This window comes from Mesorhizobium sp. M1338 (assembly GCF_040318045.1).
Lineage (GTDB): Bacteria > Pseudomonadota > Alphaproteobacteria > Rhizobiales > Rhizobiaceae > Mesorhizobium.
In genome coordinates this window covers 1-19,768 of sequence record NZ_JAMYLL010000073.1, presented here as the reverse complement: position 1 = coordinate 19,768, position 19,768 = coordinate 1, and the positions used below count along the sequence as shown (strand labels likewise).

At 63.8% G+C, this 19,768-nt stretch carries 18 protein-coding genes; 11 read left to right on the top strand and 7 right to left on the bottom strand.

Features of this window, described 5'->3' with window-relative positions; genetic code table 11:
* Nucleotides 1–270 precede the first annotated feature (270 nt).
* Nucleotides 271–2,043, bottom strand: a complete 1,773-nt coding sequence (locus tag NKH19_RS31110) for a methyl-accepting chemotaxis protein (RefSeq protein WP_352870048.1) — start codon at nucleotides 2,041–2,043, stop codon at nucleotides 271–273.
* A 257-nt stretch (nucleotides 2,044–2,300) separates the two neighbouring features.
* Between NKH19_RS31110 and NKH19_RS31105 the strand changes: the two genes are divergently transcribed.
* A complete protein-coding gene (locus NKH19_RS31105; RefSeq protein ID WP_352870049.1) occupies nucleotides 2,301–3,194 on the top strand; it encodes a D-alanyl-D-alanine carboxypeptidase family protein in 894 nt (297 codons plus the stop codon).
* A gap of 361 nt (nucleotides 3,195–3,555) precedes the next feature.
* On the opposite strand, the gene NKH19_RS31100 is transcribed toward NKH19_RS31105, so the two are convergent.
* Nucleotides 3,556–4,188, bottom strand: coding sequence for an HAD family hydrolase (locus NKH19_RS31100; protein WP_352870050.1), 633 nt, complete (start codon nucleotides 4,186–4,188; stop codon nucleotides 3,556–3,558).
* A gap of 255 nt (nucleotides 4,189–4,443) precedes the next feature.
* On the opposite strand from NKH19_RS31100, the gene NKH19_RS31095 reads away from it, so the two are divergent.
* Nucleotides 4,444–5,403, top strand: a complete 960-nt coding sequence (locus NKH19_RS31095; RefSeq protein ID WP_352870051.1) for a sugar-binding transcriptional regulator — start codon at nucleotides 4,444–4,446, stop codon at nucleotides 5,401–5,403.
* Between the two features lie 40 nt (nucleotides 5,404–5,443).
* Here NKH19_RS31095 and NKH19_RS31090 read toward each other — a convergent pair whose 3' ends face one another.
* On the bottom strand, nucleotides 5,444–5,629 hold the full coding sequence (locus tag NKH19_RS31090; protein WP_352870133.1) for a hypothetical protein: 186 nt from the start codon (nucleotides 5,627–5,629) through the stop codon (nucleotides 5,444–5,446).
* Between the two features lie 110 nt (nucleotides 5,630–5,739).
* On the opposite strand from NKH19_RS31090, the gene gcvA reads away from it, so the two are divergent.
* The 9 genes from gcvA (at nucleotide 5,740) to NKH19_RS31045 (ending at nucleotide 15,755) form a co-directional block, all read left to right on the top strand.
* A complete protein-coding gene (gcvA, locus tag NKH19_RS31085) occupies nucleotides 5,740–6,645 on the top strand; it encodes a transcriptional regulator GcvA (protein ID WP_352870052.1) in 906 nt (301 codons plus the stop codon).
* A gap of 225 nt (nucleotides 6,646–6,870) precedes the next feature.
* Nucleotides 6,871–8,181, top strand: a complete 1,311-nt coding sequence (locus tag NKH19_RS31080) for an ABC transporter substrate-binding protein (RefSeq protein WP_352870053.1) — start codon at nucleotides 6,871–6,873, stop codon at nucleotides 8,179–8,181.
* A 124-nt stretch (nucleotides 8,182–8,305) separates the two neighbouring features.
* Nucleotides 8,306–9,178, top strand: a complete 873-nt coding sequence (locus NKH19_RS31075) for a carbohydrate ABC transporter permease (RefSeq protein ID WP_013528414.1) — start codon at nucleotides 8,306–8,308, stop codon at nucleotides 9,176–9,178.
* 11 nt (nucleotides 9,179–9,189) lie between these two features.
* Complete coding sequence (locus tag NKH19_RS31070; RefSeq protein WP_352870054.1) at nucleotides 9,190–10,014, top strand: carbohydrate ABC transporter permease; 825 nt, start codon at nucleotides 9,190–9,192, stop codon at nucleotides 10,012–10,014.
* A 50-nt stretch (nucleotides 10,015–10,064) separates the two neighbouring features.
* Complete coding sequence (locus tag NKH19_RS31065; RefSeq protein WP_352870055.1) at nucleotides 10,065–11,063, top strand: ABC transporter ATP-binding protein; 999 nt, start codon at nucleotides 10,065–10,067, stop codon at nucleotides 11,061–11,063.
* Nucleotides 11,064–11,065: 2 nt separating this feature from the next.
* Nucleotides 11,066–11,836, top strand: a complete 771-nt coding sequence (locus NKH19_RS31060) for an L-iditol 2-dehydrogenase (protein WP_352870056.1) — start codon at nucleotides 11,066–11,068, stop codon at nucleotides 11,834–11,836.
* 159 nt (nucleotides 11,837–11,995) lie between these two features.
* On the top strand, nucleotides 11,996–13,474 hold the full coding sequence (locus NKH19_RS31055; protein ID WP_352870057.1) for a mannitol dehydrogenase family protein: 1,479 nt from the start codon (nucleotides 11,996–11,998) through the stop codon (nucleotides 13,472–13,474).
* Nucleotides 13,475–13,488: 14 nt separating this feature from the next.
* Nucleotides 13,489–14,172 (top strand): HAD family hydrolase, encoded by a 684-nt coding sequence (locus NKH19_RS31050; RefSeq protein ID WP_352870058.1) that lies wholly within the window; start codon nucleotides 13,489–13,491, stop codon nucleotides 14,170–14,172.
* Nucleotides 14,169–15,755, top strand: a complete 1,587-nt coding sequence (locus NKH19_RS31045; RefSeq protein ID WP_352870059.1) for an FGGY-family carbohydrate kinase — start codon at nucleotides 14,169–14,171, stop codon at nucleotides 15,753–15,755. The genes NKH19_RS31050 and NKH19_RS31045 overlap by 4 nt, the downstream gene beginning before the upstream one ends.
* A gap of 10 nt (nucleotides 15,756–15,765) precedes the next feature.
* Here NKH19_RS31045 and NKH19_RS31040 read toward each other — a convergent pair whose 3' ends face one another.
* From NKH19_RS31040 to NKH19_RS31025, 4 genes are read right to left on the bottom strand one after another with little or no spacing between them, the layout of a single operon-like run.
* Entirely contained in the window at nucleotides 15,766–16,851 is a 1,086-nt protein-coding gene (locus tag NKH19_RS31040; protein ID WP_352870060.1) for an ABC transporter ATP-binding protein, read from the bottom strand.
* A 7-nt stretch (nucleotides 16,852–16,858) separates the two neighbouring features.
* Nucleotides 16,859–17,905, bottom strand: coding sequence for an NAD(P)-dependent alcohol dehydrogenase (locus NKH19_RS31035; protein ID WP_352870061.1), 1,047 nt, complete (start codon nucleotides 17,903–17,905; stop codon nucleotides 16,859–16,861).
* Between the two features lie 14 nt (nucleotides 17,906–17,919).
* Nucleotides 17,920–18,732, bottom strand: a complete 813-nt coding sequence (locus NKH19_RS31030) for a carbohydrate ABC transporter permease (RefSeq protein WP_352870062.1) — start codon at nucleotides 18,730–18,732, stop codon at nucleotides 17,920–17,922.
* An 11-nt stretch (nucleotides 18,733–18,743) separates the two neighbouring features.
* A complete protein-coding gene (locus tag NKH19_RS31025) occupies nucleotides 18,744–19,610 on the bottom strand; it encodes a carbohydrate ABC transporter permease (RefSeq protein ID WP_352983553.1) in 867 nt (288 codons plus the stop codon).
* Between the last annotated feature and the right edge of the window lie 158 nt (nucleotides 19,611–19,768).

Sequence of the window (19,768 nt, the reverse complement as noted above, 5' to 3'; positions counted from 1 at the left end):
CCTTCACCCTCCCCCGTGTGGGGAGGGGCGGCGCGCGGGGGGGGCGAAGCGGTGAGCGTTAGACGGGGTGGGGGGCGCCGACGAGCCCGGGGGGCCCCCCCCGGCCCGCCGCGCGAGGCCGCGCTCCGCCCGGGGGTGGGGGGGTTGGGGGGGTGGGTGGGGCGGGTGGGGGCGCGGGGGGGGGGGGGGCGCGCCCCGCGCCTACGAGCACCCCCACCCCGCTCCGCTTCGCGGATCGACCCTCCCCACAAGGGGAGGGTGAAGGAGATCCTACCGCCGCTTGTACACCCGCATCGGCGACTTGGTGCCGTCGGTGTAGGTGACCTGCACCGACATCGACGTCACGCTGTCGGCGACCTTGAAATAGCCCCTGGCGTCGTAAGGGATGGCGTAGGGGTCCTTCTTGTCGCAAGGCGGTATCTCGAGCGATTTGTCGAGCGCGGCACCGTCCAGGCTGTAATGCACCTCCTTGATGGCGCAGCGGTAGGACAGCATCTGGGTGAAATAGACCAGGCCGTGATTGCCGCCGGAGTCGAAGGCGATCCACGAGGTCCAGAACTGGTCGAGGATCTGCTTGTCGCCTTGCTGCAGCGCTGTGTCCGGGTCGAAACGGATGTCGAACGGGCCGGTCTCGCGGCCCCTGATGTCGAGATATTTGATCGCGATGATCCCGGCCACGGTGCTGTCGGGCATCTCGAAGCTCGGATTGGCCATCGGCTTGCCGGTCGTCTGGTCGTTCATCGCCAGGAAACCGGTGTCGGTGAACGGGCCGGTCTCGCCCATGCGCCACGAGATGGCGGTCGCCGGCTCCGGCAGCGAGATGGTCATCGACCAGCCCTGGTTCGAGCGCATCGGCGTCAGCGAAGGCACGAAGCGGGCGGGATCGAGCACATCGCCAAGTGCTGCCAGCCGGCTGCGGCTGCGGTCCAGCCAGTCGGCGAGCTGCGTCTGGTCGACGAAATATTTGAGCAGCCCGCCATCCTTCTCGTAGGATACGAATTTGGTCAGCGCCTTGGCCTCGTTGCGCTTGTCGGCCAGCGTCTGTGCGCCGAGGCGGTCCTCCGAAAACTCCTGCGCCAGCAGGAAATAAGCCGGCGCGAAATCCGCATGGGCCGCGATGAAGGCGTTGAGCTTGTCGGGGCGCTGGGCGTCGTCGAACTGCTGGATATGCACCAGCTTGATCGACAGCGCCTTGCCCTTGTCGGCAAGCGCGCCGAACACTTCGCGCGCGCCGGCCTTGCCGTCCTGCACCCGAAGCAGCGTGGCAAAGCGCGTGTAGGGGTCGATGGCGTCGACATCGAAACCGGCAAAGGCGAGGTAGGAGCGCCGCGCGTTGAGCATGTCGCCGGAGAGCTCGTAGACGCGGGCATTGTGGTAGAACTCGTCCGGCCGCTTCGGCTCGGCGATCGCCCCGCCTTGCGCGGCAAGGGCGGCAAAGCCCTTGGCGATGGTGTCGATCGAGGCGGCGATCTGCTGCGTCGTCGCCTGCAGCGTCTCGGTCTGCTTCTTCACCTCATCGGTGGTCTTCTGCACTTCCGCCGTCTGCCGCGTCTGCTGCTGCTGGGCGGAGGCGATCTCATCGGTCTTCTTCACCACCGTGTCGGTCGACTGCTTGACCGCTTCGACCGTCTTCTGCGTCTGCGTGACCGTCTGCTCGATCTTGGCCACCTTGGCCGAAACGATGCCCATCGACTGCTGCAGTCCGGCGATGGCCGGCACCAGGCTGGCGATCACCCCGTTCTGTGCGTTGGTTTGCTGTTGCAGGCCATAGACGCCGCCGGCGACGGCGGCAGCACTTGTGGCGAAGATCAAGGCCGGCAGCGCCTTGGCCGCCAGCACCAGCCTGAGCACGATGGCAATGGCGATGATGACGGCCGCGACCGAGGCCACCAGCGCGATATAGGCGGCGAACGGCGCCAGTGGATTGAGGATGTCGGAAGCCGCACCTCCGATAAAGGCGACGCTGCCGGCCCATTTGCCGGTGCGGCTGAGCGATGCCCTGATAAGCGAGGGTGCTACGGCCCCGGCCCCGATATTCGTCATGCCAAGCCCCCAAGCCACCAGATACCACGACTTCCCACGGGAAACGCCGTCTTGGCAAGGAAAGACACCGGAAACAGGCCATTTCGGGGCGAATGGCAAGCCTGGGTTCCTCTCCCCCCTCCGCGAGGGCGAGGAATCAAGTCCTGCGAGGCCTCGACAATCCTGGGACTGTCAGCCATTAACCAAATGGACGCAGCTGACGCGTTACGTTAGCTTCGCCTTATCTCAGCAACAGCTTGACCCGAACAGACTTGCCCTTGCCCCACCTGCGTCCCCTTCCGCTCATCCAGAGAGTTTTTGCGGTCCTTGGCCTGTTGCTGCTGCTTGCCGGCTGCACGACCGTGACGCCGCCGGACGCCGTATTGGCGGTACCGGCGCCGCCGCAGAAATACGCCGCCATCGTCGTCGACGCCGGGACCGGCAAGCAGCTGTTCGAGGTCAATTCGACGGCGCAGCGCTATCCGGCCTCGCTGACCAAGATGATGACGCTGTATCTGCTGTTCGAGGCGCTGGACGCCGGCCGCCTCACCAAGGAAACGCAGATCCCGGTTTCGGACCATGCCGCCTCGCAACCGCCGACCAAGATGCGCTTCCGGCGCGGCGAGAGCATCGACGTCGATTCCGCGATCCGCGCCATCGTCGTCAAATCGGCCAACGACGTGGCGGTCGCCGTCGGCGAATATCTCGGCGGCTCGGAGGATCAATTCGCCGCCATGATGACGTCCAAGGCGCGCCAGCTCGGCATGACCAGCACCTTGTTCCGCAACGCGTCCGGCCTGCCCGACGGTGGCCAGATGACGACCGCGCGCGACATGGCCGTGCTCGGCATGGCGCTGCATCGGCGGTTTCCCCAGCAGTTCCACTATTTCTCCGAAAGCGACTTCATGTTCCGCGGCAGGCTGGTGCGTGGCCACAACGACATGCTCGGCCGCGTGCGCGGCGTCGACGGCATCAAGACCGGCTACATCAGGGCCTCGGGCTTCAACATCGTCACCTCCTACAACGCCGACGGCCGCAACCTGATCGTGGTGGTGATGGGCGCCGACAGCGCCCGCCAGCGCAACGACCATGTCGAAGCGCTGATCCAGCGGAGTTTGTCGCCTGCGATGGCCGACACCAAGACCAGGCTGATGTTCGCCGAGCAGCAGTGATCCGCAGCGCGATTTGCGCCCGGCTGGCCCCGGCTGCCAGGGCAATCGCTTCAGGTTTCGAACCATCTCCCCTTCGGGCGTTGATGCCGCCCCTCACCTGCCTGCCGGCATCCTCTCCCCGTATAGGGACCTATCGGATTCACACATCTTTCTGCGGCGGCTAAAGAAACGTGAAATCAAAGACTTAAGTGAGGGCGATGTCGTCATGATCCCTTGGCGGCGCTAGGATGCAGGCGTTGAAAATGCTGGCATTTTTGACCTACCGTCCATGAGCGGAAAGAGATGTGTGAATGCCATAGTATAGTGACGGGGAGAAAGACGCTGTGATCGTGAGGGGCGACGCCTGCGCCTGCGGGCGCGCTCAGAGTCCCAACTGGGCGCGCAATTCCTCGGCGCTGTTGATGACGACGGCGCTGGGCGGTCCTTCCATCGGCCTTTCCGGCCAGAAGATCGTCTTCATGCCCGCCGCCAGCCCCGCCATGGCGCCCGGCCAGCTGTCGTCGATAGCGACGGCGTGCGCGGGGTCGACATCGGCCAGATACGCGGCGCGCAGGAACGGTTCGGCATGCGGCTTGCCTTCGCGCACATCGTTGCGGCTGACCGTCTTCATGCCGGGGTAGATGAGACCGACCATGCTCAGATTGGCGTCGACGATCATCCGGTCCGAATTCGACACCACCGCTTGCGCCACGCCCTTTGCCCGCAGTTCGGTGAATATCTCGATCGCGCCGGGGCGCGGCTTCAAGCCTTCGACCAGCGGCAGATAGTGGTCGTATTTGCGCACGATCCAGTCATCGAAAGGCAAGTCCAGGCCGAACTCGTCGCGCATCATCTCGTAGACCGGCCAGGCGGCGACGCCGAGCACGCGCTCATGCAGATTATCAGGCGGCATGAGGCCGACACTGCGCATCGCGGCCATCAGGGCGGCCTCGTGCAGCGGTTCGCTGTCGACCAGCGTGCCGTCCATATCCCAGAAAACCGCTTTCGGTGTCATGCAGCGCTCCTTTTTGCGATCCATTAAAGCGTTTGCGCCGGGAGATAAACCTTCGGGACCGAAGAACGTGCCGCCGGTCGGGACGGCAACCGCGCTTCTTTGCCTGATGCCGGCATTGCCGGAAGTGGAAATTCTGGCTGTCTGCGCCGACAATTGGCAAGCAATTGCCCTAGAGATTGACAATTGCGCAGCAGGCCGTTCCCTGCGAAAGTAGGCGTGGACCGCTCTGAAACCGGCGGTCGTGGGAGGCAGGACGTGAATACCCGGCAGGATGGTGGCAGCAACAGGCTGGATGACGCGGCGCGCGCCGGCTGGCTTTATTATGTTGCCGGCAACACGCAGGACCAGATCGCCGCCACGCTCGGCATTTCGCGGCAGACGGCGCAGCGGCTGGTATCGCTGGCCGTGTCGGGGGGATTGATCAAGGTACGCGTCGACCATCCGATCGCCAACTGCCTCGATCTCGCGTCACGGCTGAGATCCCGCTTCGCGCTCGATCTGGTCGAAGTGGTGCCGAGCGATCCCAATTCATCCTCCACCACGATCGGCATCGCCGAGGCGGCTGCCGCCGAGATCGAGCGGCGGCTGCGGTCTCCGACGCCGATCGTCATGGCGATCGGCACCGGCCGCACGCTGAAGGCGGCGATCGAGCAGTTGCCGCCGATGGAATGCCCGCAGCACAAGGTGGTGTCGCTGACGGGCAACATCTCGCCTGACGGCTCGGCCGCTTTCTACAACGTCATCTTCACCATGGCCGACAGGGTGAAGGCGCGATCCTTCCCGATGCCGCTGCCGGTCATCGCCTCTTCGCCGGAGGAGCGCGAGATGCTGCTCAACCAGCCGATGATCCAGCCGACGCTGGCGCTGGCGGCCGAAGCCGACGTCACCTTCATCGGCATTGGCGACCTCGGTCCCAAGGCGCCGCTCTACGTGGACGGCTTCATCTCGGAAAGCGAGTTGAAGGCGCTGCAGAAGGCCGGCGGTATCGCCGAGATCGTCGGCTGGGTGTTCGATCGCGAAGGCCGCATGATCGAGGGCATCACCAACGACCGTGTGTCATCGGCTTCACTGCCGTCGCGCGAAAAATCGCTGGTCATCGCATTGGCCATGGGCGAACGAAAGCTGCCGGGCATCCTGGCGGCCGCCAACCGACGGCTGATCAACGGCCTCATCACCGATGAACGGACCGCTGCCGCGCTGCTGGCCAGCATCTGACCGGAGGCAACGTCGCCTGATTTGCAATAAAACAGGCACGCTACCGGTGCCGCCCGAAAGGGTCGTTGCCATCGAGGAAACCGAGGTCGCGCCGCAGATGCGGCGACAGGTCCCTGATGTCGAGATGTGCCTTCTTTTTTAACGCGAACCAGCCAAATCCGTCCGCGAGCCACGAAATCCAGCGGTGATCCGGAGCGGGAGTGCATTTTTGCTGCGCCATGGTCATGATCGTCAACCTTCGCTATCCTGAACCCGAATGACGGGTTGGCGATGAATGTCGGTCTTGCCGCCCGCCTTTGCCAATCGAACGTCGATCATGATCCATAAGGAGGCCTTATGCCGGACCTCGGCTCGCGACAGGTTTCGCAACTCCCGCCGCTGCAGGCGATCAGGGTATTCGACGCGGTGGCGCGCCATCTTTCCTTCACCAAGGCCGCCGGTGAACTCGCCATGACGCAGGCGGCGGTCAGCTATCAGATCAAGGTGCTGGAGGAACGCATCGGCGCGCCGCTGTTCCTGCGCCGGCCGCGCCAGATCGTATTGACCGAGGCCGGGCAGCGTCTGGCGCCCGCCGTCGGCGAGGCCTTCGCCATTCTTGGCCAGGCCTATGCTGCGGTGCGCGGCGGGGCCGACGGGTTGCTGTGCGTCACCACCGTGCTGACCTTCGCCTCGAACTGGCTGGCGCACCGGCTGGGGTCGTTCCAGATCGCCCATCCGGCGCTTGCCGTCCGGCTTGAGACGTCGAGCCGCCTGACGGACTTTACCCGCGAGGAAGCCGACATCGCGATCCGCTCGGGCGCCGGCAAATGGCCGGGCCTCGAAGTGCACAAGCTGTTCGATGCCGATTTCACGCCGATGCTGAGCCCCAAGCTCGCGGCAAGCATCGGCGGCGTCAAGGAACCGGCCGATCTCTTGCGGCTGCCGATCCTCGACCCTGGCGACATCTGGTGGGACGAGTGGTTTTCGGCCGCCGGCGTGCACTCGCACGATCTTGCCCGACGACCCGGCAGCAGCATGGGTGCGCAGGCCTATGAGGCCAATGCGGCAATCGCCGGCCATGGCGTGGCGATCCTGACCAGGGCGCTGTTCAAGGCGGAATTGGCGGACGGCCGCCTGATCCAGCCCTTCGACCTGGTCGGCGACGACGGTCATGCCTATTGGCTGGTCTATCCGGAGGCACGCCGCAACGTGCCGAAGATCCGTGCCTTCCGCGACTGGCTGCTGGCCGAGATCGCCTGCTGACAGGCAGGCCTCCAGCAACCGCATTCAATACCGCACGCCGTTCTGTCCGGTCGTCTGAGGTCCGGCGGGGTGCGGTTTGTCTTCGCAGTTTCCCCCCGCCCCGCATCCATCAGCCGCGCCGAGTGCTGCGCTGCAGCATCGAATCCGGCTTGACATATTTAACGCCAAGTGAGTAATTGCCCAAAGCCAAGGCAAATGCTCATCTTGGTTCAAGGGAGGAATTTGATGAAACTTCGCACGCTCACCCTGGGCTTGTTGTCGGCCAGCGCGCTCGCGTTCGCCGCGCACGCCGAATCCATCACCATCGCCACCGTCAACAATGGCGATATGGTCCGCATGCAAAAGCTGACCGATGACTTCACCAAGGCGAACCCCGACATCCAGCTCAACTGGGTTACGCTTGAAGAGAACGTGCTGCGCGAGCGCGTCACCACCGACATCGCCACCAAGGGTGGACAATATGACGTGATGACCATCGGCACCTATGAAGTTCCGATCTGGGCCAAGCAGAACTGGCTGTTGCCGCTCGACAAGCTCGGCGACGACTATGACGTCAAGGACATCATCCCGGCCATCGCCGGCGGCCTTTCGGTCGACGGCAAGCTCTATGCCGCGCCCTTCTACGGCGAAAGCTCCTTCGTCATGTACCGCAAGGACCTGATTGACAAGGCCGGGCTGAAGATGCCCGATGCGCCGACCTGGGACTTCATCAAGCAGGCCGCCGACAAGATGACCGACCGCGCCAATGGCGTGAACGGCGTGTGCCTGCGCGGCAAGGCCGGCTGGGGCGAGAACATGGCGTTCCTGACAGCAATGTCGAACTCCTTCGGCGCACGCTGGTTCGACGAGAACTGGAAGCCCCAGTTCGACCAGCCCGAATGGAAGAACACGCTGCAGTTCTATGTCGACCTGATGAAGGCCGACGGCCCCGAGGGCGCGTCCTCCAATGGCTTCAACGAGAACCTGGCGCTGTTCCAGCAGGGCAAATGCGGCATGTGGATCGACGCCACCGTCGCCGCATCTTTCGTCTCCGACCCGAAGGCATCCCAGGTCGCCGACAAGGTCGGCTATGCGCTGGCGCCCGACAATGGTCTGGGCAAGCGCGGCAACTGGCTGTGGGCCTGGTCGCTGGCCATCCCAGCCGGCACGCAGAAAGCTGATGCCGCCCAGAAGTTCGTCTCCTGGGCGACCAGCAAGCACTATGCCGAACTGGTCGCTTCGAAGGAGGGCTGGGCCAACGTTCCTCCGGGCACGCGCTCCTCGCTCTATGCCAATGCCGAGTACCAGAAGGCGGCTCCGTTCGCCAAGATGACGCTCGACTCCATCAACGCGGCCGATCCGACGCATCCCACCGTCAAGCCGGTGCCCTATGTCGGCGTCCAGTTCGTCGCCATCCCGGAGTTCCAGGGCCTTGGCACCACCGTCGGTCAGCTCTTCTCGGCGGCTCTTGCCGGCCAGTCGAGCGTCGACGACGCCCTGAAGCAGGCCCAGGACGCTGCCACCGCGACAATGACCGAAGGCGGATACATCAAGTAAGGCTCCTCCCGGTGCCGAATGCCGGTCGCCTTTTTGACCGGCAACGGCCGCCCGAGTTCTCAGTTCGGGCGGCCGCCTTTAACGCCTTTTGAAAATTCAGCCTGACCAGTGAAGGGTGACCGTCATGGCTACTCAGCAGACCCGTTCGCTTGCCCGTTTCATGATGGCGCCATCCGTGGTGCTGCTGTTCGTCTGGATGATCGTGCCGTTGGTCATCACCATCTGGTTCTCCTTCCAGCAGTACAATCCGCTCAATCCGATCCGCGACGGCTTCGTCGGCTTCTCGAACTACGCGTTGTTCTATTCCAACCCGGCCTTCCTACAATCGATCCTCAACACGCTCACCCTGGTGGTCAGCGTGCTTCTGATCACGGTGATCGGCGGCATCCTGCTGGCGCTTCTGATCGACCAGCCGATGTGGGGCCAGGGGATCGTGCGCATCCTCGTCATCTCGCCGTTCTTCGTCATGCCGCCGGTGGCCGCATTGGTCTGGAAGAACATGATCATGCACCCGCAATACGGAGTGTTCGCCGACATAGCGCGCTTCTTCGGGGCTCAGCCGATCGACTGGTTCGGGCAGCATCCGATGCTGGCCATCATCATCATCGTCGCCTGGCAATGGCTGCCCTTCGCGACGCTCATTCTCTTGACCGCGCTGCAGTCGCTCGACGGTGAGCAGAAGGAAGCCGCCGAAATGGACGGCGCCGGCTTCATCAGCCGCTTCATCTATCTGACGCTGCCGCACATGTCGCGCGCCATCACGGTCGTCATCCTGATCCAGACGATCTTCCTCCTCTCCGTCTATGCCGAGATCCTCGTCACCACCAATGGCGGCCCGGGATACGCCTCCACCAACCTGCCCTTCCTCGTCTACCAGAAGGCGCTGCTGGAGTTCAAAATCGGCCAGGCCTCCGCCGGCGGTGTGATCGCCGTCATTCTCGCCAACATCGTTGCCTTCTTCGCCATGCGCGCGGTCGGCAAGAACCTGGACAAGTAAGGGAGGATACGATGGCACGCTCAGTCACCACCCGGCACAAGACGATCGCGACAGTTGCCGCCTGGATCGTCGCGCTGCTGATCTTCTTCCCGATCCTCTATACGATCATCACCTCGTTCAAGTCGGAGCAGGAAGCCATCCAGGGTTTCAGCATCATCCCATCGGGGACGTTCGAGAGTTATTCCGAGGTTCAGGCGCAGAACGGCTACTTCAAGTTCTTCTTCAACTCGGTGCTGCTCTCGGTAGGCTCTACCATCCTGGCCCTGCTGGTCGCCATACCCGCCGCGTGGTCGATGGCCTTCTCGCCGACCAAGCGAACCAAGGACATCCTGATGTGGATGCTGTCCACGAAGATGATGCCCGCGGTTGCCGTGCTGTTTCCGATCTACCTGATCTTCCGCGACACGGGACTGCTCGACAGCCGCATCGGCCTGATGGTCATGCTGATGCTGATCAACCTGCCGATCGTGGTGTGGATGCTCTACACCTACTTCCGCGAAATCCCGGGCGAGATCCTGGAAGCGGCGCGCATGGACGGCGCATCGCTGTGGAACGAGATCATTTATGTACTCACACCGATGGCTGTGCCTGGCATCGCCTCGACCATGCTGCTCAATATCATCCTGGCCTGGAACGAGGCGTTCTGGACGATCCGGCTGACGACCACGGAAGCAGCACCCTTGACCGCCTTCATCAGCTCGTTCTCAAGCCCGCAAGGCCTGTTCTGGGCCAAGCTTTCGGCGGCCTCGACACTGGCCATCGCGCCGATCCTGATCATGGGTTGGTTCAGCCAGAAGCAGCTGGTGCGCGGCCTGACCTTTGGCGCCGTGAAGTAAGACCGCCGCAAGCAACAGACGCCGGACAATAACCCCTCGGGGAGGAAACCATGGGAAACATCACGCTCAAGAACGTCTCCAAATCCTTCGGAGCGACGTCCATCATCCCCGGCCTCGACCTGGTGATCGAAAATGGCGAGTTCGTCGTTTTCGTCGGCCCGTCCGGTTGCGGCAAGTCAACGCTGCTGCGGCTGATCGCCGGCCTGGAAGACACCAGCGGCGGCTCCATCAACATCGACGGCCGCGACGTCACCGGCGAGGCACCGGCCAAGCGGAAGCTGGCCATGGTGTTCCAGTCCTACGCGCTCTATCCGCACATGACGGTGGCCAAGAACATCGGCTTCCCGCTGAAGATGGCCGGCGAAGACAAGGCGACCATCGAAAAGAAGGTGGGAGACGCGGCGCGCGTGCTCAACCTGACCAACTACCTCGAACGCCGGCCCGGCCAGCTTTCCGGCGGCCAGCGCCAGCGCGTCGCCATCGGCCGTGCCATCGTGCGTCAGCCGACCGCGTTCCTGTTCGATGAACCCCTGTCCAACCTCGATGCAGCACTTCGCGGCACGATGCGGCTGGAGATCAGCGAGCTGCACCATCAGCTCAAGACGACCATGATCTATGTCACCCACGACCAGGTTGAAGCCATGACCATGGCCGACAAGATCGTCGTGCTGAACGCCGGCAACATCGAGCAGGTCGGCTCGCCGATGGAGCTCTACAAGACGCCGAAGAACCTGTTCGTAGCCGGCTTCATCGGCTCGCCGAAGATGAACCTGATCGAAGGCGCGCCGGCTGCCAAATACAGCGCCAAGACCATCGGCATCCGCCCCGAGCATCTGGAAATCTCGACCACGGCGGGCGACTGGAAAGCCACCGTCGGCGTTGCCGAACATCTCGGTTCCGACACGTTCTTGCACGTCCAGGCTGATGGCGTCGGGCCGCTGACGGTGCGTGCCGACGGCGAACTGGCCGTGCATCACGGCGACACCATCTACCTGACACCCGACAAGGCCAAGCTGCATCGGTTCGGCGCCGACGGGAAGGCAATCTGAGCATGCGACTGGCCGGCAAATCCGCGCTGATCACGGGCTCGGCGCGCGGCATCGGCAGGGCTTTCGCCGAAGCCTATGTCGGCGAAGGCGCCACCGTCGCCATTGCCGACATCAACCTGGAGGCTGCGCGGAAGACGGCCGCCGAGATCGGCGGCAAGGCCTATGCGGTCAAGCTCGACGTCACCGACCTCGCCTCAATCGAAGCGGCGGTGAAAGCCGTCGAGGCGAAGACCGGCGGGCTCGATATATTGATCAACAACGCCGCGCTGTTCGACCTGGCACCGATCGTCGAGATCACCAAGGCCAGCTACGACAGATTGTTTTCGGTCAACGTCGCCGGCACGCTGTTCATGCTGCAGGCGGCCGCCCGCTCGATGATCGCCGCTGGCCGGGGCGGCAGGATCATCAACATGGCGAGCCAGGCCGGTCGACGCGGCGAGGCGCTGGTCGGTGTCTATTGCGCCACCAAGGCCGCCGTCATCTCGCTGACCCAATCGGCGGGGCTCGACCTGATCAAGCACCGCATCAACGTCAACGCGATTGCCCCTGGCGTCGTCGATGGCGAGCACTGGGATCACGTCGATGCGCTGTTCGCCAAGTATGAAAACCGGCCGAAGGGCGAGAAGAAGAAACTGGTCGGCGAGGCAGTGCCGTATGGCCGCATGGGCACGGCGCAGGACCTCACCGGCATGGCGGTCTTTCTCGCCAGCGCCGACGCCGAATACATCGTCGCCCAGACCTACAATGTCGATGGCGGCCAGTGGATGAGTTGAGGCGGGGACGGCCTCTGCTCCTCGTACCTCCGCGGGGAGCAGAGGCCGACATCGGAGGGCGCATCGACCTTGGAAGACGTGCCGCCCCCTTATCCTCTCCACGCGAGAAACGGGGAGAGGGAGTAACGAAGGCCGCAGCCCGGCCAAAGGGTAAAACAGATGACCGTAAAACTCTCGTCCTCAAACCTCTCCAGTCTGCCCGCCAAGGTCGCCGGTCCGAAGTATGACCGCTCGGCGCTCAAGGCCGGCATCGTGCATTTCGGCGTCGGCAATTTCCATCGCTCGCACCAGGCCGTCTATCTCGACGATTTGTTCAATTCGGGCATCGGCCATGACTGGGCGCTGGTCGGCGCCGGAGTGTTCGAGGGCGAGAAGATCGGCCGCTCCAAGCTGGAAGAGCAGGATTGGCTGACCACGGTGGTCGAGCAGGACTCTGGCCATATGAGCGCCCGCGTGACCGGCGCCATGATCGACTTCCTGATGCCGGGCGACGCGGCCGGCATCATCGAACGGCTTTCCGACCCGGCGATCAAGATCGTTTCGCTGACGATCACCGAAGGCGGTTATTTCATCGACCCGGCCTCGGGCGTGTTCAATCCGACCCATCCCGACATCGTTGCCGACGCCCAGCCAGGCGCCACGCCGAAGACGGTGTTCGGTATCATCCTTGCCGGGCTGGTGCGCCGCCGCGACGAGGGGACGGTGCCGTTCACGGTGATGTCTTGCGACAACATTCCCCACAATGGCCATGTCACCTCTGACGGCGTCATTGGTCTGGCCCGTCTGATCGACGAGGATCTGGCGAACTGGGTCGGCGAAAAGGTAGCCTTTCCGAACGGCATGGTCGATCGCATCACGCCGGCCACCACGGACCGCGAACGCGGCATCCTGGCCAAGGATTTTGGCCTCGAGGACAACTGGCCGGTGTTCTGCGAGCCGTTCCGGCAATGGGTGCTGGAAGACCATTTCACCGATGGCCGTCCGCCGCTGGAAAAGGTCGGCGTGCAGTTCGTGAGGGATGTTGCCCCTTACGAGCTGATGAAGATCCGCATCCTCAATGGCGGTCACGCGACCATCGCCTATCCGGCCGGCCTGATGGACATCCATTTCGTCCACGAGGCGATGCAGGAGCCGCTGGTGAGCGGTTTTCTGGCCAAGCTCGAACGGAACGAAATCATCCCGACCGTGCCGCCGGTGCCGGACACGGTTTTGGAAGAATATTACCAGCTCATCGAGAGCCGCTTCTCCAATCCCAAGATCGGCGACACGGTGCGCCGGCTCTGCCTCGACGGCTCCAACCGCCAGCCGAAATTCATCATCCCGACAATCGCCGATCGCCTGAAGGCTGGGAAAAGCGTTGCCGGTCTGGCGCTGGAATCGGCGCTCTGGTGCCGTTACTGCTTCGGCACGACGGACAGCGGCGCCGTCATCGAGCCCAACGACCCGAGTTGGGACCGGTTGCGGACGACGGCAAAAGCGGCAAAGGACGCGCCTGCCGCCTGGCTTGCCATGGAGGACATCTATGGCGATGTCGGCCGCGCGACGGCGTTCGTCGAGACCTTCGCCCATGCGCTCAACGTGCTGTGGTCGAATGGCGCGCGCGCGACGCTGACACGCTACCTCGCCGGCGAGCTCTGAGACTATTCGACGTCATGACGCCTGAACTGGTCATCTTCGACTGCGATGGCGTGCTGGTCGACAGCGAGGCACTCTCCGTCTCGGCGCTGCTCGGCGTGATCAAGCTGGCCGGCGGCAACGTCAGTGAGGATGCCGCCTACGAGCATTTCCTCGGCAAGAGCATGAAGAGCGTGCGCGAGATCCTCGGCCGCGACTTCGGACTTGACGTCACCGACAGCCACCTGACCGAGATGCGCGTCGAATTGATGCGCAAATTCCGCGAGGAGCTGAAGCCGATCGCCGGCGTCAAGGAGATGCTGCCCAAGCTTGGGCTGCCGTTCTGTGTCGCGTCCTCGGGTACGCTCGACCGCATCCGTTACGCGCTCGACGTCACGGGATTGCTTGGGCTGATGGAGCCGCATCTGTTCAGCGCCGCCATGGTGGCCAAGGGAAAACCGGCGCCTGACCTGTTCCTGCATGCCGCCGCCAGCATGCGGGCGCAACCTCGCAAATGCCTCGTCGTCGAGGACAGCCCGGCCGGCATCACCGCCGCGCGGGCGGCGGGTATGCGCGTGTTTGCCTTCACCGGCGGCTCGCATGCCGGCAACCCGACATTGAAAGCGCGGCTTGCGTCGAGTGAACCGGACTTTATATTCGCTGACATGCTGCAATTGCCCGATCTGATTGCAGGCCTGGGAGCGAGAGTTAGAGCATCTTGACGAAACAATTCGTTTGCGCGGTCGATGTCGGCACCGGGAGCGCTCGCGCGGGCATTCTCGACGCCAGTGGCACCTTGCTCGGCCGCGCCGAACGGCCGATCGTCATGAACCAGCCGAAGCCCGATCACGCCGAGCATGATTCGCGCGATATCTGGTCGGCGGTCTGCGCCGCCGTGCGCGCTGCCCGCGAAAAGGCCGGCGTCGCCGCCGAGGATGTCGTCGGTATTTCCTTCGACGCCACCTGTTCGCTGGTGGTGCGAGATCGGCAAGGCGGCCAGCTGAGCGTCTCGACCACCGGCGACAGGCGCTGGGACACCATCGTCTGGCTCGACCACCGGGCCATTGCCGAGGCCGACGAATGCACGGCAAGCGGCCATGCCGTGCTCGACTATGTCGGCGGCGTCATGTCACCGGAAATGGAGACGCCGAAGCTGATGTGGCTGAAGCGGAACCTGCCCAAGACCTGGAATGAAGCCGGCTATCTATTCGACCTCACCGATTTCCTGACCTGGCAAGCGACAGGCTCGGTGGCCCGCTCGCAATGCACGCTGACCGCCAAATGGACCTATCTGGCGCATGAGGAGATGGGTTGGCGCCGTGATTTCTTCGAGCTCATCGGCCTCGACGATCTTTTCGAACATGGCAATTTGCCCGAGAGGGCCAGCCCGGTCGGCAGCGATATCGGCCAGCTGACGGCGCAGGCGGCGGCGGAGCTTGGCCTGAGCGAAAAATGCCGGGTCGGCGCCGGCGTCATAGATGCCTATGCCGGCGCGCTTGGCGTGCTCGGCGGCTTTGCCGGCGACGAACAGAATATCGGCCGGCACCTAGCTCTGATTGCCGGCACGTCGAGCTGCGTCATGGCGATGTCGCCCGATCCGCAGCCCTTCGCCGGCGTCTGGGGGCCGTATTACGGCGCGGCGCTGCCTAAGCTGTGGCTGTCGGAAGGCGGCCAGTCGGCAACCGGCGCCCTGCTCGACCACATCATTCGCTGGCACGGAGCCGGCGGCGAGCCGGATGCCGCCATGCATGCAAAGATCGCCAGGCGCGTCGCCGAGCTGCGCGCCACCGAGGGTGAAAACATTGCCGCAAGGCTGCATGTGCTGCCCGACTTCCACGGCAACCGTTCGCCGCTCGCCGATCCGCATGCCGTCGGCGTCGTCAGCGGGCTGACGCTGGACTCCTCCTTCGACAGCCTGTGCAAGCTCTACTGGCGCACCGCCGTCGGCATCGCGCTCGGCGTGCGCCACGTGCTGGAGGCGCTGAACGAGAACGGCTACCTGATCGACACGCTGCATGTTACCGGCGGCCATACCAAGAATCCGCTGTTGATGGAGCTCTATGCCGACGCCACCGGCTGCGCGGTCATCGAGCCGCTGGCCGACGAGGCGGTGCTGCTCGGCACCGGCATGGTCGCGGCAACCGCGGCCGGGCTGTTCCCCGACCTCAATGCGGCCTGTTTGGCCATGCAGCAAGGCGGCAGGACGCGTGCCTCGAACCCGAAATCAGCAGGGCGCTTCGACCGCGATTACAAGGTTTTCCTTGAGATGCACCGCCAGCGGCAGATGCTGGACGCGATCCGGTAGGTAAGTCGGACTACTGTCTCAGCAGGGACATGCCGGACTTCGCATCGAACAGGTGAATGCTCGTTTCGTCGACCGCATAGCGGACATGGCTGTTGACGGCGGGGCATTCGCGGGTCGGCACCAGCGCGCTGATTTCCTTGCCGCCGGAGCCAAAGATCACCAGCGCGTCGTTGCCATGAAACTCGATGAGATCGGCCGTGCCTTCGAGAAGGTTGCCGGCATCAGCGCCGGCGGTCTTCAGATCCGGAGGCCTGATACCAAGCACCGCACGCTCAACGCCTTGCAGATTGAAGCGCGAGCCTTCGATCGAAAAAACCGCACCGGCGCTCGTCAGGGTCCAGCGGTTGTCCTTGCGCCCCAAGGCTACGTCGATGAAATTCATGTTCGGCGTCCCGATGAACCCTGCGACGAACAGATTGCCAGGCCGCTCGTAAATTTCGGCCGGTGAGCCGATCTGCTCGATCCGGCCGTCGCGCAAAAGAACGATGCGATCGGCGAGCGTCATCGCCTCCAACTGGTCGTGGGTAACGTAGACGGTGGTCGTCTTCAGCGACTGGTGCAGCCGGGCGATCTCGATGCGCATGTGGTTGCGCAGCTTGGCATCCAGATTGGACAGTGGCTCGTCGAACAGGAAGACCTTCGGCGTCTTGATCATGGCGCGGGCAATCGCCACGCGCTGCTGCTGGCCGCCGGACAGTTCGGCCGGCTTGCGGCCGAGATAGGGATCCAGCCCCAGTGTCTTCGAGACCGCCTCGACGCGCTGCTGGATTTCCGCCTTCGCCACCTTCTGCCGCTTCAGGCCGAAGGCGATGTTGTCGAAGATCGTCATGTGCGGATAGAGCGCGTAGTTCTGGAACACCATGGCAATGCCGCGGTCGCCAGGGTCGAGGTCGTTGACCACCTTGCCACCGATCGAGACCTCGCCGCCGCTTATGTCCTCCAGCCCCGCCAGCATGCGCAGCAAGGTCGACTTGCCGCAACCGGAAGGGCCGAGGAAGACGACGAATTCGTGTTCCTCGATGGCGAGGTTCAGGTCGCGGATGACGGTCGTGGCGCCATAGGATTTCTCGATATTGGAGCAGGTAATCGCGGACATGTTTCGGTCAGTCCTTCTCGCTCGAAATCAGGATCTGCAGCTTGACGTCTTCCGGATGCGCCGCGGCCGCGCGCTCGAAGGCCTCGATGCTGTCGTCGAAAGGATAGGTGCCGGTGATCAGCGGATTGAGGTCGACCTTCCCCGAGGCGATGAGCTGCAAGGCACGGTCGAAGATGTTGGCGTAGCGGAACACCGTCTCGATGCGCACTTCCTTCGATATGGCCGCCGGCACGTTGAGCGCCACCGGTTCCACCGGCAGCCCGACGAGGACCACTGCGCCGCCAGGGCGTACGACCTCGAACAAATTGGCGAACGCCTTCGGGCTGCCGCTGGCCTCGAACACGATATCGGCGCCCCAATGGTCGGTCGCCTCAGCCACCGCATCGACCAGCGATTGCTCGCCGATATTGACCGGGACGATGCCCGGATAGCGCGCCGCGATTTCGAGCTTGGGGGCGGAGAAGTCGGAAATCAGCACCTTCGAACAGCCGCCGGCAAGGGCTGCCAGCGCGATCATGATGCCGATCGGGCCACAGCCGACGACAACCGCCACGTCGCCCGGAACGATGCGCGCGCGGGAAGCCGCCTGCATGCCGATCGCAAAGGGCTCGACCATCGCGCCTTCGGCGAAGGAGACGTTGTCCGGCAGCCGGTAGGTGAACGCGGCCGGATGGACGGCTTGCGGCGCAAGAATGCCATGCACCGGCGGCGTCGCCCAGAAGCTTACGTCGGGGTCGACATTGTAGATGCCGAGTTTTGTTGCCCGCGATGACAGGTTCGGCACGCCCGGTTCCATGCAGACGCGATCCCCGACCTTCAGCGTCCTGACATTGGCGCCAATTTCGACGATCGTTCCGGACGCTTCGTGGCCAAGCACCATGGGCGCGCGCACGACGTAGCTGCCGATGGCGCCATGGGTGTAGTAGTGCACGTCGCTGCCGCAGACACCGACCGTGTGGATGGCGATCCTGACGTCGTCCGGCCCGACATCGAGCGGCAACGCAATCTCGCGCAGGGCCAGCTCGCCCTTCTTCTCAAGCACCAAAGCCCGCATGTCTCGTCCTCGCTTCAAGTCTTTTTTTGCCGGAAAACGGAATTCAGGAAGCCGCTGAGCACGCCGAGAAACAAAAGCGGCGGCAGCGACAAAAGCACGACCGAGGCGTTGAGGATGCCCCACGGCACGTTCATGCCTTGCTGGGACAGTTCCGAGGCGACGATCGGCAAGGTCTTGGCATTGGAGCTGGATAGCATCAGCGCGATCAGGAACTCGTTCCAGACCAGCACGAAGCTAAACGCCACCGCACCGATCAGCGAGCGCGCCGCGACCGGCAGCGCGATCCGCCAGAACACCGAATAGGCGCCGTAGCCGTCGACGAAGGCGGCTTCCTCGACCTCCTTCGGCACGCTCTGGAAGGCAGGAATGGCCAGCCACATGATCACCGAGATGGTGAGCAGCGAATAGGTGACGATCAGCGCGGCGAGCGTGTCGTAGAGGCCGAGCTGCAGCCAGATCACCATCAGCGGGATGGCCACCGCAACCGGCGGCAGGAAGCGCAGCGACAGCACGAAGAACTGGATGTCGCCGGCCCAGCGGTTGGGATAGCGCGCCACCGAATAGGCGGCAGGCAGGCCAAGCACCACGCCGACCAGCACCGCGACGCCGCAGGCGATCACCGAGTTGTAGAGGCCGGTCATGACGCTGTCGCGGCCGATGATGTAGCTGATGTTGGCCAGCGTCGGCGTGAACACCACGCGCGGAACGCGGGTGATGATATCGACATTGTTTTTAAGCGAATTGAGGGCCGTCCACAGCAGCGGAAACACGGCCATGAAGCCGGCGAAGGCCAGCACGGCCTTACCGATAAGGCGGCCCGGTCTCATGCGATGTGGTCTCATGCCTGCACCCGCTTCCACAGCATGGTGAAGGTGATGACGGTGGCGATCATCATCAGCACGGCCATCGCCGAGGCATAGGACACCTTGCCGGACTCAATGAAGCCTTGCGAGAACGCGTACATGTCGAGCGTTTCGGTCGCCACGCCCGGTCCGCCGCGGGTCATCACATAGATCAGGTCGAAGGAGCGCAGCGACTCGATCATCTTGACGAACATCAGGCTGATCAGCGGCGCCTTCTGCATCGGCAAGGTCACATAGGCGTGGATCTGCCAGCGCCTGGCGTGATCGAGCCGTGCCGCCTCGATCGGCTGCGGCGGCAAGGTCTCCAGCAGCTTCAGCACGATGACGGCGAAGAACAGGCCCCATTGCCAGACATCGACCGAGGCGACGGCGAACAATGCCGTCGCCGGCTTGGACAGCGGGTCGAAGATCAGCCCACCGGTCAGCAGCCTGTACGGGTAGGTGGCGATACCGTAGAGCGGATGGTAGGCGAACTTCCAGACGAAAGCAGCCGAGACACGCGGCAACAGGACCGGGATGATGAACAGCAGGCAATAGATGTTGCGCAGGCGCGGCGACGCGACCTCGAACATCAGCACGCCCAGTCCGATCGCCACGGTCATGGTCGCGACAACGGTGACGACCTCCCACTTCACCGACACCCAGACGGCATTGAGAAAGCGGCGGTCGAAAAACAGGTCATAGAAATTCGAGAACCAGACATAGGAATAGGCCGTCGAGGAGAGCTCGCGGTCCTGCAGGGCGATGACGATCGCGTAGAGCGTCGGCACCATCGACAGGACCAGAAGAATGACGAGCGTCGGGACGACGAAGGTGACCGGCAAGGAAGAGCGTCGAGGCATCTGTCTATCCCTGGCTGCGTCTCGGGCGATTGAACATGGCTGGGCCTTTTCGCGCGATGTCCGGCTCAAACGGCGGTGGTGAGAAGGGAGGACCCGCGGCGCCCCCGGGCCGACAATAGGGTTGATTGCCCGGGCCCCGCCGCCCGGGGGGGGGGTTG